Source organism: Antarctobacter sp., from assembly GCF_034670325.1.
Lineage (GTDB): Bacteria > Pseudomonadota > Alphaproteobacteria > Rhodobacterales > Rhodobacteraceae > Antarctobacter.
The window spans coordinates 348,215-362,270 of sequence record NZ_JAXMNR010000001.1 but is presented as its reverse complement, the minus strand read 5'-3'; the positions used below and the strand labels follow the sequence as shown (position 1 = coordinate 362,270).

At 63.2% G+C, this 14,056-nt stretch carries 8 protein-coding genes; 3 read left to right on the top strand and 5 right to left on the bottom strand.

Annotated features, from left to right (window positions below; translation table 11 throughout):
* On the bottom strand, positions 1–2,313 hold the full coding sequence (gene xdhB, locus VOI21_RS01795) for a xanthine dehydrogenase molybdopterin binding subunit (RefSeq protein ID WP_323767105.1): 2,313 nt from the start codon (positions 2,311–2,313) through the stop codon (positions 1–3).
* Between the two features lie 12 nt (positions 2,314–2,325).
* Entirely contained in the window at positions 2,326–3,783 is a 1,458-nt protein-coding gene (gene xdhA, locus VOI21_RS01790; protein ID WP_323767104.1) for a xanthine dehydrogenase small subunit, read from the bottom strand.
* Between the two features lie 152 nt (positions 3,784–3,935).
* Between xdhA and VOI21_RS01785 the strand changes: the two genes are divergently transcribed.
* Positions 3,936–4,841 carry a LysR family transcriptional regulator gene (locus tag VOI21_RS01785; protein WP_323767103.1) on the top strand — a complete coding sequence of 302 codons (906 nt, stop codon included), beginning with the start codon at positions 3,936–3,938 and terminating at the stop codon, positions 4,839–4,841.
* Between the two features lie 27 nt (positions 4,842–4,868).
* On the opposite strand, the gene VOI21_RS01780 is transcribed toward VOI21_RS01785, so the two are convergent.
* Positions 4,869–5,699, bottom strand: a complete 831-nt coding sequence (locus VOI21_RS01780; protein ID WP_323767102.1) for a bifunctional allantoicase/(S)-ureidoglycine aminohydrolase — start codon at positions 5,697–5,699, stop codon at positions 4,869–4,871.
* A 486-nt stretch (positions 5,700–6,185) separates the two neighbouring features.
* Between VOI21_RS01780 and VOI21_RS01775 the strand changes: the two genes are divergently transcribed.
* Entirely contained in the window at positions 6,186–6,647 is a 462-nt protein-coding gene (locus VOI21_RS01775; protein WP_323767101.1) for an NUDIX hydrolase, read from the top strand.
* A gap of 47 nt (positions 6,648–6,694) precedes the next feature.
* On the opposite strand, the gene VOI21_RS01770 is transcribed toward VOI21_RS01775, so the two are convergent.
* The gene (locus tag VOI21_RS01770; protein WP_323767100.1) at positions 6,695–8,017 is read right to left on the bottom strand and encodes a cytochrome-c peroxidase; all 1,323 of its coding nucleotides are present in this window, start codon (positions 8,015–8,017) and stop codon (positions 6,695–6,697) included.
* 205 nt (positions 8,018–8,222) lie between these two features.
* Positions 8,223–8,717 (bottom strand): flavin reductase family protein, encoded by a 495-nt coding sequence (locus VOI21_RS01765; protein ID WP_323767099.1) that lies wholly within the window; start codon positions 8,715–8,717, stop codon positions 8,223–8,225.
* Positions 8,718–9,065: 348 nt separating this feature from the next.
* Here VOI21_RS01765 and VOI21_RS01760 point away from each other — a divergent pair, with 348 nt between their 5' ends.
* On the top strand, positions 9,066–14,030 hold the full coding sequence (locus VOI21_RS01760) for an Ig-like domain-containing protein (RefSeq protein ID WP_323767098.1): 4,965 nt from the start codon (positions 9,066–9,068) through the stop codon (positions 14,028–14,030).
* Positions 14,031–14,056 lie beyond the last annotated feature (26 nt).

The following is a 14,056-nucleotide window of genomic DNA, read 5'->3' as shown; positions in this document are numbered from 1 at the left end:
TCACCCCGCCTTTAGCCGCTCGACGGCCATCAGCACCCGTTCGGGGGTGGCGGGCGCATCCAGACGTGGGCAAATGCGATAGTCGGCGACGCTTGCGACGGCCATCGACAGCGCCTCGAACACGGAGATGCCCAACATGAAGGGCGGCTCTCCCACGGCCTTGGACCGTTTGATGGTGCGCTCACGGTTTTCCGACCATTCCGCCAAGGCGACGTTAAAGATGCGGGGCCGGTCGCTGGCCAGCGGGATCTTGTAGGTCGAGGGCGCGTGCGTGCGCAGGCGTCCCTGATCGTCCCACCAGAGTTCTTCTGTGGTCAGCCAGCCCATACCCTGCAAAAACGCGCCCTCGACCTGACCGCGATCCAGCACCGGGTTCAACGAGCGGCCCACGTCATGCAGGATGTCGGTCCGGTCGACCCGGTATTCGCCGGTCAGCGTGTCGATCGTGACCTCGGAACAGGCGGCACCGTAGGCGTAGTAAAAGAACGGCCGCCCCTTGCCCGCCGCGCGGTCCCAGTGAATGTCGGGCGTCTTGTAAAAGCCCGCCGCCGACAGGTGGACGCGCGCCATATAGGCCCGGCGGATGAGGGTATCAAAGGGCACCACCTCTGCGCCGATCTGCACGGCGTTGGGCAGAAACCGCACTTCTTCCGCCGCCACGCCCCATGTCTCGGCGGCAAACGTCACCAGCCGCGCCTTGATCTGGTCGGCGGCATCCAGCGCCGCCATGCCGTTCAGATCCGATCCGCTGGAGGCGGCGGTGGCAGAGGTGTTGGGGACCTTTTCCGTTGTGGTCTTGGTGATCTTGATACGGTCGAAATCCACCTGAAAGGCGTCTGCCAGAACCTGCGCGATCTTGGTGTTCAGACCCTGACCCATCTCGGTGCCGCCGTGGTTCAGGTGGATAGAGCCGTCGTTGTAGACATGCACCAGCGCCCCTGCCTGATTGTAGTGCGTGGCGGTAAACGAGATCCCGAACTTGACCGGAGTCAGCGCGATGCCGCGCCGCAGGATGCCGCCCCGCGCGTTGTGTTGCAGGATCTCGGCGCGGCGGGCCTGATACTGGGCGCTGTCTGCCAGTTCATCGACCACCCGTCCGATGATATTGTCCGTGACCTGCTGGTGATAGGGCGTCAGGTCGCGGCCCTCTGCCCCGTAGAAATTGGTCTTGCGCACCTCCAGCGGGTCTTTGCCAAGGGCATAGGCGACCTCTTCGATCATCCTCTCGGCGGCGATGACCCCTTGTGGGCCGCCAAAACCGCGAAAGGCGGTGTTCGACACGGTGTTGGTCTTTTGCGGGAGCGAGGTCAGCCGGACATGCGGGTAGAAATAGGCGTTGTCGGCGTGGAACAGCGCGCGGTCCGTCACCGGCCCCGACAGGTCTGAGGAATAGCCGCAGCGCGCAGCGAAATGGCTGTCAACTGCGTGGATGCGGCCATCGTCATCAAAGGCCACGTCGTAGTCGATCACAAAATCATGGCGTTTGCCGGTGGCGGTCATGTCCTGATCGCGGTCGGGGCGGATCTTGACCGGGCGGTGCAATCGCTTGGCAGCGATGGCGGCCACGGCGGCAAACAGGTTCATCTGGCTTTCCTTGCCGCCAAACCCGCCGCCCATGCGGCGCACGTTCACCGTGACCGCGTTCAGCGGCACTCCCAGCGCATGGGCGACCATGTGCTGCGCCTCGCTGGGGTGCTGGGTCGAGCAGTGGACAATCACATCGTCATCTTCACCCGGAATGGCAAAGGCGATGTGGCCCTCAAGGTACATGTGATCCTGCCCGCCGACAGTCATGCGCGCCTTGATCCGGTGCGGCGCAGTCGCCTGTCCCGCGGCCAGATCACCGCGTTCGAGTTTCAGCGGGTCGGTAACCTGTGGCAGACCCGCCGCCTGTGCGCTCAGCGCGTCGGTGGCGTGCGGCAGGATGTCATAGCTGACGTCGGCCAGTTCCGCGGCGCGGCGGGCGGCATCGCGGCTGTCGGCGATGACGGCAAAGATCGGCTGGCCGTCGTATTCGACGGTGTCGGGAAAGATCGGTTCATCATTGCGGCCCGTGGGGCTGAGGTCATTGACGCCGGGCACATCGCGCGCGGTCAGCACGTCAACGACGCCGGGGGCCTGCCGCACGCGGTCAAGGTTCATCGCGCGAATGGTGCCGTGGGTGACAGTGGCAACGCCAAGATAGGCGTGCAGCGTGCCAGCGGGTTCGGCGACGTCGTCGGTGTAGTCCGCGCGCCCGGTGACGTGTTTGACGGCGCTGTCGTGAACCCGGTCGTGATGCACCGCGCCAGTGAGGGTTGAGAGGTCTTTCATGACGGGGCTCCTTTACGCAACTTCAAGCCGGACGGAGGTCTGCCCGTCCTGTTCAAGGAAAAACCTGCGCAGCAGGTTTCCGGCGACCAGCAGGCGATAGTCCGCAGAAGCGCGCCAATCCGACAGGGGGGTGAAATCCTGACTCAGCGCCTTGGCGGCGGCGTCAAAGCTGGCTTCGGTCCAAGGCAGCCCGATCAGGGCGGCCTCGGCGGCTTTGGCGCGCCGGGGGGTGGCGGACATGCCGCCGAAGGCGATGCGCGCGTCGGTTATGATGCCATCCACCCGCGTGATGCTGATGCCCGCCGCGACCGACGAAATATCCTCATCCCGGCGTTTGGAGATCTTGTAGGCGGCATCGATCTGGCCGGCCTGCGGGCGCGGAATGCTGAGGCTTTCGACAAATTCGCCTTTGGCGCGATCCTGCTTGCCGTAGTCGATAAAGAACGCCTCCAGCGGCAGGGTGCGCTGGCCAGCGGCGCTGCGCAGGGTCAGCGTTGCGCCAAGGGCGATCAGCACGGGGGGCGTGTCCCCGATGGGCGATCCATTGGCGATATTGCCGCCAATCGTGCCCATATTGCGCACCTGCCATCCGGCGATACGGGACCAATAGTCATTCAGATGTGGGAACGCCTTCGCGATGGCACTCTCTGCCTCGGAATAGGTGACGCCTGCGCCAAGGGTCAGTGCCGTGTCGGACAATTCAATGCGCTTGAGCCCCTCCAGATGGCCGACAAAAACCACCGGAGAGATGGGCCGCATGAGTTTGGTCACCCACAGGCCGACATCCGTGGCCCCGGCGACAATCGTCGCCTGCGGTGTTTCGGCCAGCACCTGTGCAAGGTCGTCCACGTCGAAGGGCAGAATGGCGCGGTCATCCTCCGGTCCGGTGACGACGCGGCCCGACTGTTGCAGGGCGGCAAGGCGCGCGGTGATGGTATCACGCTCACGCGTCAGGTGGTCATGGACCGGGCTGCCGTAACTGTTGACCGCCAGTGCCGCCTTTACGATCGGCTCATAGCCGGTGCAGCGGCAGAGATTGCCCTGAATGGCAGTTTCCACCTGTGTGACGTTGGGCTGCGGATTTTGCATCCAAAGCGCGTAAAGCGACATGACAAACCCCGGCGTGCAAAAGCCGCATTGGCTGCCGTGATGGTCCACCATGGCCTGCTGAACCGGGTGCAGACGCCCCTCTGGTCCAGACAGGTATTCCACGCTGACCACGTGACAGCCATTGAGCGAGGCGAGGAACCGGATGCAGGCGTTCACGGGTTCATAGCGCAATTCGCCGTCCTGCAAGCGTCCCACCAGCACCGTGCAGGCCCCACAGTCGCCCTCGGCGCAGCCCTCCTTTGTTCCGGTCAGGCGCTGTTCGATCCGCAAGAAATCCAGCAGCGTCCGGGTTGCGGGCACGTCGCGGGCGATGATCTCCTGACCGTTCAGGAGAAATCGGATGTCGGTCTGCTGGTCCATCGGGGCTCCGCTCTGGTTGGGGAAGGGGTGAGACAAGGCTACCCCTGCTCACTGAGTCGAAAAACGGCGCGTGTTGGGAAATACTTTCAACGAAGCGTTGAAAATAGTAGGCTGGTCTGGTCGTCCAGTCCGGGCGTTACGGAGGGCGGGCTTTGGCCTATCTTGAGAGTTTGCGGGTCTTTGTCCGGGTTGTGGAACTGGGCAGCATCACCTCTGGCGGGCGCGACCAGCGCCTGACCCCCGCCGTCGCCAGCAAGCGCATCAAGGAGTTGGAGCAGCGGTTGGGCGTCCGACTGTTCAACCGCACAACCCGGTCGCTGACGCCGACCGAGGTGGGCAAGCAGTTCTACGAAGAGGCGCGGCGCGTGCTGGAGGCGGTTGATCAGGCAGAGGCCGTTGTGGCGCAGTTCTCAGAGGCACCGCGCGGCACCATCAGCCTGACCGCGCCGCTGGGCGTCGGGCGGCGCATCATTGCGCCTTTGGTGCCGGAATTTGTCGACAGGCATCCCGATATTCGCATCCGGATGCGGATGTCGGATCGCAAGGTGGATATTCTGGCTGACGGGATGGATCTTGCGCTGTTTGTCGGCACGCCGCACGATTCCAGCCTGAAACTGCGCAAGTTCGCCGATTGTCCGCGCGTGTTGTGCGCTGCGCCCGCCTATCTGGACCGTGTCGGCGTGCCGCAATTCCCCGAGGATCTGCTGCGCGGGCACAACTGCCTGCTGCTACGCTATCCGCGCTCACCCGAATATTTCTGGCTGCTCGACACCCCGGACGGGCAACGCAAATTCGAGGTGTCGGGCAAGTATGACGCCGATGACAGCGACGTGCTGACCGGCTGGGCGCTGGCGGGGGCGGGGATCGCCAACAAGCCGCTGTTCGATGTGGCGCATCATCTGGAGGCCGGACGGTTGGTCGAGGTTCTGCCGCAGGCGCGGCCGGTGCCGTCGATCTTTGGCTGCCTCTATCCGCATCGAAAGTTGCAGGATCCCAAGATCCGGCTGTTTGTGGACTTCATCGCGGACCGCGCCGTGGCCGCCATGCAGGGCGGTTGAACGGCACGGTCCCGGTGTGACCCGGTTTTATCGTTGGCCAAGCCGCAAGGGCATGTGACGGTTTACATCCTTGTACAGAAGGTAGCGGAACTTGCCCGGACCCCCCGCGTAACAGGCCTGCGGGCAAAAGGCGCGCAGCCACATGAAGTCACCGGCCTCAACCTCGACCCAGTCATTGTTCAGGCGGTAGACCGCCTTGCCCTCGAGCACATACAGCCCGTGCTCCATGACATGGGTCTCCAGAAAGGGAATTACCGCCCCCGGTTCGAACGTCACTACGGTGACGTGCATGTCGTGGCGCAAATCGGTGGGATCGACAAATCGGGTCGTGGCCCACTTGCCATCTGTGCCCGGCATGACGGTGGGCGCGATGTCCTGTTCGTTCAGGATCAACACGTCGGGCTGGTCCACCCCCTGAACCGGGACGTAGGCCTTGCGGATCCAGTGGAACCGCGACGCCGTGTCGCCGTTATTGCGCAGGGTCCAGCCGCTGGAGGGGGGCAGATAGGCATAGCCGCCCGGTTGCAGTACGTACTCGGCACCCGCCACCGACAGCGTTACCGCCCCCTCGACGACAAACAGCACGCCTTCGGCCTCTGGGTCCGCTTCGGGCCGGTCCGATCCGCCGCCGGGGCCGACCTCCATGATGTATTGCGAAAAGGTTTCGGCAAACCCGCTGAGCGGGCGGGCCAGAACCCAGAGGCGGGTGTGGTCCCAGAAAGGCAAAAAGCTGGTCACGATATCGCGCATCGTGCCTTTGGGGATCACGGCGTAGGCCTCTGTGAACACCGCGCGGTCGGTCAGCAATTGGTCCTGGCCGGGGTGGCCTCCGTGCGGGGCATAATACTTGGCGGTCATGCGTGCTCCTGACAGGGTTTTTTGGTTTATTCGGACTATGGGCGAGCGGCCCAGCGGTCGCCACAGGGAAAGCGCCGACAACAGTCTTTCGGGCATTTTGAAAATGCGGCGGAGCCAGGTCGCTGGCGCTGAAAGTTGCAATTGGCCAGCAGGTCCGTTGGACGGCAAGGCGCTGTATCTGACACGCAACGGCCGTTTCGGATGGATTGTGGCTGTTGCGCATTGCCGTCGGGCGGCGGTCACATCATCAGAGCCGATCAGGGAGTAACCATTGTCATAATGGATACAGACGTGGCCGCGCTGACCGAAGACATGATAAGTCTTTTTTAACGGGGTGGTGTGCCTTTGGTCAGCGCGCGCGGTAAACCGTACCGCGCCTCTGGTGTCGCACATCGCAATTTGCGAGAAACACGGGATACGGGATTGCGGCTGACGGCGCGCATCAAGATGCGCTGCGGTCGCCAGACACGCCCGAGGAGGAATCGAGTGCCGGAACGCGGCCAGCAGATCGCCGCCCTGCCTATGCGCCGGGATGCAAAGGATCAGGTCAAAGTGCTGATGGTCACCTCGCGCGATACGGGGCGATGGGTCATGCCCAAAGGCTGGCAGATGGACGGCAAGAAACCGTGGCACGCGGCCGAGATCGAGGCGCTGGAAGAGGCCGGGGCCAAGGGGCATATCGGCAGCGAGATGATCGGCACCTATCAATACGGCAAGGTTCTGGACAACGGCGAAGTGATCCCTTGTCTGGTCGAGGTCTATCCGATGTTCGTGAAAAAGCTGATGCGCGACTGGAAAGAGCGCAAAGAGCGCAAGCGCAAGTGGTTCACGCCCAAGGCGGCGGCGCAGCGTGTGGACGAACCGGAATTGGCGGACCTGCTGCAAAGGTTGCAAAAGAATCCGCACAAGGACCCGGCCATCCGAAAATTGATCGACCAGATGGCCTGAGCGGCACCCGGGTCTGCCCCGGGCACCTTGCGTTTATGTGCTGCGGATCAATCCACAGGCAGACCGCTGGGCACGCTGTCCGGTCGACCCATCGGGCGTTTTTCGGCGGTTTCTCCGGTCAGTGCGTTCAGGAACGCCTCTAGCGCGTCGATGTCAACCTCGACCATCTCGACCGGCGCGATGTCCAGATAGGCAGCCTGTTCGGCAAGTTCGTCCGCGTAACTCATCAGGCGAAAGTCCTGATCGTTCAGCCATGCCACATCCGGCAGCCGTGCCATCCCCGGTGTCCATTCCTTGTGCGCGGTGATCGGATCACACATGTGGCGGATCATGTCGCGCAGCTTTGGGTAGGCTCCGTTGTGGCCATAGGGTGCGGAGAGGGCGACATTGCGCAGGCTGGGGGTGCGGAACTTATAGGCGTCACCGGGGTCTCTTGTGGTTTCCATGCGGCCAAGGTCACGCGGGACGGTATCGCCGTCGAAAGGTCGACCCGGTCCAAACTGCGGCACACCCACGGCATGAAACGCTTGATCCGAAAATAGCGCCCCGCTGTGGCACCCGGCGCATCCCGCCTCGCCGAAAAAGAGCTGACGCCCTTGCTCTGCCATTGGCGAAAGCGGCTCACCCAGCAACAGCCATTTGTCATAGGGGCTGTCATGGCTTTGCCATTCGGTGCCTATAAAGGCGGCAATGGCGTTCACGATCTCGACGATAGAGATGTCCTGTTTCGATTGGACATCGGGAAAGGCCTGAATGAACCGATCCTGATATTCGGGGATGTCGCGGACGCGATCGGCCACCATCGCCCAACCCAGATCAATGCGATTTGCAAAGGCGGCGGCAAGCGCGTTTTCCGCCGGAGCGCCCGCCATCTCTGTGGGTGAACTCATCGGGAAAAGTGCCTGCGCAGCAAGAACCGAGTTCAGTCCCGAAGGTGTGCGCGCTGCGGCTGGAGTCTTGAATCCCGCACCGACCGTTTCGACCCGACCATCGTGAAACATCTCACGCACGTCCTTGTGCCCGAGGTTCCATAATGCGGGCGCGTTGCGCGGCACGCGGGCCGAAATACGGGCGACGCCATCGCCCGGGGTTCGCATCTTGCCAAGACCGGCGCCGCCCTCACCGATGCCAAGGCTGACGCCATCGGTCCCGTGCAGTGAATGATGGTGACAGGTGGCGCAGCTGATGTTCCGGTTGCCGGACAGGATCTTGTCATAAAACAACAGGCGGCCAAGCTGCGCCTGCTGCTGATCGAAATGCAGGTAATCCTGCGCCCGGATCACATCGGCCTGAGCGGCAAGCGGGGTCAGCGCCAACGTTGCGGCGAAAAGAGTCCGCAGTGCGGAGCGGGTTGCAAAAATGTGGAACATGCCAAACCTGTTCTGAAATGCCGTGAGATCTTGGATAACAAAAGTGTGATCATTCTGAGGCGGCTTGGCAAGTTTCGGAAAAACCTGGACGGTTCAGGCCCGAGATTGAACTTGGGAAACAAGGGCTTTCTGTTGCGGGAAATGCTTCCACGGCGCAAAGGTTTGGGCTGCGGGACGGGTCAGGGGCGACTCAGCGGCTGTTGGCCTAGGTTGGCGCAAAGCTTCCGTAGCGCCCGGCCTGGAACAAAAGCGGTGCGCCGTCGTGCGCCACGGCCCGTTCGACGCGGCCCAGAATGATCGAGTGATCGCCGCCGTCATGCGCCGCCACCTGTCGGCATTCGAACCGGGCAAGGCAGTCTTCGATCAGGGGGACGCCGGATGCGCTGAGGCGCCAATTGGCATCGTCAAAGGCATCACCGCTGCGGGCAAACCCTTTGCAAAGATCGACATGGGCAGTGCCCAACACGTGAATGGCAAACCGATCCGCCGCCATAAAGAACGGATACCGGGACGAGGATTTTGCCGGGGCCCAGAGCACCAGTGGCGGGTCCAGCGAGACACTGGAAAAGCTGTTCGCCGTGATGCCCAGCGGCCCGGTCGAGGTTGCGCAGGTGACAACCGTTACCCCGGTGCCGAAACGGCCCAATGCATCGCGAAAGGCGCGGCTGTCGGTCTTTGCGGGATCGAAGCTTTGCGTCATTTATTCCTGTCTGCCGGTGTCGCCTTTGCGGGGCGCCGGTGTCCTCTTGCCGTGTTGCGGGGCACCTTTCACGATGCAGCCCGCGCGGTTCAGTTTGTTCCTGCAATTTCGGCCCAAGGCCGGAGCCGGTGAGGGTTGAGATAGGCACCCGCCACATTTTTGCCACAACTTGACACATATATGGGGTGTTGCGCCCTAATTTCCCCCTCATTTCGTGGACTTCCGGAAATTGACAGTAGCGATGTTGTCGAAAATACGGTAATTCGCCAAAAGAATAATCAAGCTTGCCGATCCAAACAGGGCGGGCACAGAGGTAGAGCGGTGTAAGTTATGAACGCGATTAATTTCGTGACCCGTACACGTACGGGTGACATCCAACGTGGTGCGGTCGACGGGGACGGAAACGGGTTCCTTATTGGTACGACTGGCGGCCAGGATATCTCCCTGAACATCAGCCAGTCTGACGTGCGCGGCTACGACCGCGCGGCGAACGACCTGCTCATTACATTGGCCGATGGGCGCGTGATCGTCCTCGAAGGGTACTTCGACGCCGGTGGCGCGATGGACAGTCGGCTTTTTCTCAGTTCGGACGGTGCGCTGAACGAAGTCAGCTTTGTCGAGGCTGAGGGCGGCGCGCTGTTTGCGCAATACGGCCCGACCGAAAGCTGGGGCAAATGGAGCCCGGACGACGCGCTGATCTTTGTCAGTGAACCCACCGTGGTGGCCGAAGCGCCAATCGTTGTGAGCGACGACAACGACGTCAGCATGTTGGCGGCCGGTCTGCTGGGCATGGGTGGCCTTGGCGCAGCGGGTCTGGGCGCGGCGGCGCTGGGCGGCGCGGCGCTGCTGGGCGGCGGCGCAAGCAACGGCGGCGGCGGTGGTGGGGGTGGCGGCAACGTCGGATGGACCCCGCCGACAGTGGACGACCCCGAGGCCAGCTATGAGATCGCAGGCGGCGACACCCCCAGCATCACCATAACCGGCACGGCCAATCCCGGTTCAGAGATCATGGTCACCATCGGTGGCATCACCCTGACTGGAACGGCGGGCGAGGATCGCATCTGGCGCATTGTCTTTGACGGAGAGAACTTTCCGCCCGATGGCATCTACGACAATATCCCGGTGGTTGTCACCGATCCGGATGGCACGGTTACCGAACTTTTCGGCCCCTCGTTCGAGATCGACACCACACCGCCGCCGATTGATGTCACCGACGGCACCGTTTCGACCGGCGACCTTGTGAACGAAGACGACCAGAGCGATGGCGTCACCGTTACGGGCGACGCCGAGCCGGGCTCTACCGTGACCATCGTCGTCGACGATACGACGCAGGTTGTCGAGGTCGGGGCCGATGGCGCGTGGTCCTTTGACTTTACCGATACGGTCTTTCCGACGGGGACCTATTCCAAGGATATCACGCTCACCGCGACGGACCGTTTTGGCAACAGCACGACGATTGTCGATGTGGTCGAGGTGGACACAGAAAACAGCATTTCGCTTACCAACCTGCCGCTGACCGGCGATAACCTGATCGCCGAGGCAGAGGCCGCTGCAGGCCTGACCTTTACCGGCTCCACCGACGCGGGCGCGACGGTTGAGGTCACGGTAGAGGGCGTGACCTACACTGCAACCGCCGGGGCGGACGGCAGCTGGAGCGTGACCTTTGCGGCGGGCGACCTGCCCGGCGGCACCTACACCACCACGGCGCAGGTGGTTTCGACCGATGCGGCGGGCAACGTCGCCACCATGAGCCACACCTTCGACGTGGACACCGAAACCAGCGTGACCATCGAAACCGCCACCATTGGCGGCGACGGGGTGATCAACGCGGTTGAGGCAGATGGCGGCGTCGTCGTGACCGGCACCGCAGAGGCCGGGGCGATGGTTGTCGTCTCGACCAACGGCGACAGCTTTACCACCACCGCGACGGCGACCGGCGGCTGGTCGGTGGATATTCCTTCGGTCAGCCTGCCACGCGGGACTTTGTCGCTGGAAATCACGGCGGTTGCTACGGATGCGGCGGGCAACTCGGTCACCACCTCCGGCACCGTCGCAATCGACACAGAGATCGGCCTGACGCTCAATACCGCCACCGTGGCGGGTGACGGCGTGATCAACGCGGTCGAGGCTGACGGCGGTGTCACCCTGACAGGCACCGCTGACGCGGGTGCCAGCGTTGTCGTCAGCGCGAACGGCGAAAGCTATTCCGTGACAGCGGACGCTGGCGGCGGTTGGTCGGTGGATATCCCCTCTGTCAGCCTGCCACGCGGTACGCTGAAGATGGACGTGTCTGCCACGGCCACGGACGCCGCTGGCAACACGATCACCACAACCGGCACAGTCGATATCGACACCGAAATCGGCGTGACGCTGAACACTGCCACCATCGAGGGCGATGGTGTGATCAACGCCGCCGAGGCCGCAGATGGCACGGTGTTGACCGGCACAGCCGAGGCGGGCGCAAGCGTTGTCGTCAGCGCCAATGGCTTTGACTATACGGTGACGGCGGATGCCTCTGGCGCGTGGTCGGTGGATGTGCCTGCGGGCAATCTGCCCTCTGGCACCACGACAATGGACATCAGCGCCACGGCTACGGACGCTGCAGGCAACACCGTTACGGCCACCGGCAGCGTCGGGATCGACACCGAACTTGCCCTGACCATCGACACCTCCACTGTTGCGGTCGACGGCATCGTGAACAGCTCTGAGCACGCGGGCATGATCGCCTTCACCGGCACAGGTGAGCCGGGTTCCACCGTCACCTTGGAACTGTATGGTGAGACGGCCAGCGCGGTTGTCGGTGCCAATGGCACATGGTCGATGCCGTTCCCGGCCAGTGTCCTGCCGACAAATGCAGGTCAGGTGGACAGCATAGCGGTGCTGGCCACCGTCACCTCGACCGATGCGGCGGGCAACATGGCCTTGGCCTCGGGCGGGTTTGAGATCGACGTCACCAACCATGTCGAGGTCTATACCGCCAATGTCGAGGGCGACGGCGTGGTCAACGCCGCGGAACGCGCCGATGGCGTGCTGCTGACCGGCTATACAGAGGCCACAACGGCAGGCTCCAGCGTGACGGTTACGGTAAACGGCACCGCCTACGATGCGACCATCGCCTTTGACGGCAACTGGTCGGTTGTGATCCCGGCCTCGGAAATCCCCGAGGGCGAAACCTCTCTGGATGTTCTGGCTACCTCGATTGACGGCGCGGGCAACGTGGCAACGGCCACGGGATCTATCGCTATCGACACCACCACAAACGTCGCGGTGATGACCGCAGGCGTTGAGGGCGACGGGGTTGTGAACGCGGTTGAACGCTCTGACGGGGTCGCTCTGACGGGCACGGCAGAGCCGGGCAGCACCGTCATGGTGACGCTGGGCACGGTCACGCATCAGGCGGTGGTTGCCGTGGACGGCAGCTGGACCGCCAATTTCGCGGCGGCAGAGATTCCGACCGGCGAACGCGCGCTGAACGTCACGGCGACCTCCACCGATCCGGCAGGCAACACCGCCACCGCCAACGGCAGCATCGACGTCGACACGCTGGTGCGCAACTTTGCCATCACCTCCACCCCCGGTGGGGCAGATGCGATCATCAACGCCGATGAGGCCACACAGGGTCTTGCCCTGACCGGCACGACAGAGCCGGGCGGCAGCGTCACGCTGACCCTGAACGGGCACACCGTGCAGGCGAACGTGGACGCAAGCGGCAACTGGACCGCCAGCTTTGACGCGGGCCAACTGCCGTCGGGTGAGCAGACCGTTACGCTGACCGCCGTGTCCAAAGATCCGGCAGGCAACGTCGAGACCATCACCCAGCCCGTCACCATCGACACCGACGCAGGCACGCTGACCATCAGCCCCGCCCCGGTCGAAGGCGACGATGTTGTTAACCTTGTCGAGGCGTCGGACGGCGTGACCCTGCGCGGGACGTCCGATCCCGGTCAGGTGGTCGACGTGACGCTGAACGGCGTGACCCATTCGGTTCTGACTGATCCGTCTGGCAACTGGTCGGTGGATTATGCACCGGGCGAGATCGCTCCGGGCACCTACACCGCTGACATTTCGGCCACGATCACCGACAGCGCGGGCAATACCCTGACCCGCACCGACAGCGTCCAGATCGACACCGAGGTGCTGAACTTTGCCGCCTCCGGCACGCCGGTCGAGGGGGACAATGTCATCAACGCAAACGAGGCCAGCGATGGCTTTGTCCTGACCGGCACGACAGAGCCGGGCGGCACGGTGTCCGTCACCTTCGAGGGTGTCACCCACGCGGCATCGGTCGATGCCAGTGGGAACTGGAGCGTTGGCTTCGCCGCCGGTGACATTCCCTCGGGCGAAAAAGCCTCTTCGGCGGTGATCAATACCACCGACGCGGCGGGCAACACGGCCACCACATCGGTCAGCTTTGACATCGACACAGAGGTGAACACGCTGGCCATGTCCTCGGACCCGGTCACGCCTGACAATGTCATCAACGCGGCAGAGGCCCGTCAGGGCGTCACGCTCAACGGGACGGTCGAAGAAGGCTCTACCGTCACGGTGACCGTGGGCGGCATGGCGCATGTGGCGACCGTTGACGCACTGGGCAACTGGACCGTGGACATCCCGCCGAGCGCTGTGCCGACCGGCACCCAGTCGGCCCCGGTGCTGATCGAGGCGGTGGATCCGGCGGGCAACACCCGCGCCATCACAGAGTCGCTGAACGTCGATACCGATGCGCCCGACACGCTGAACTGGACCGGCTATGGCCGTGACGGATCGGGTGTAGACCTGATCCGGACCGAGATGACGTCTGACGATGTTTTCCTTGGGCAGCTCACCGACCCTGCGGGAAGCCCGGATGTCACCGCTGTGGCGATCGACAACAGCACCGATATTCCGGCCATCGGGCAGACCTATATCGGGCTTTCCGGATCGGTTGCGGATGGCACGCATCTTGTGCTGGCTTCGACCGATGCGGCGGGCAACACGTCGGGCACCTACCTTGTTACCGACGATCCGGCGACAAACACGGTGCTGATGTCCGACAACATTGCCGGCGCGCTGTCGGATTTCCAGATCGACACCATCGACCTGCATTTTGCCGAAGACAGCAGTCTGACCATCACAGAGGCCCAGATCAAGGCGCTGTCGGATAACACCGACACCGTCACCATCCGCGGCGGATCGGATGACCACGTGACCATCACGGGGGCTTCGGCACAGGGTACGGAAACGATCAATGGCGAAGGTTTCAACGTCTTCACACTTGGCGACGCGCGCCTGCTGATCGAGGACGACATCACGCAGGTTCACGGCGTCACGTAATCGCGTAACAAGTAACGTTCGCAGGC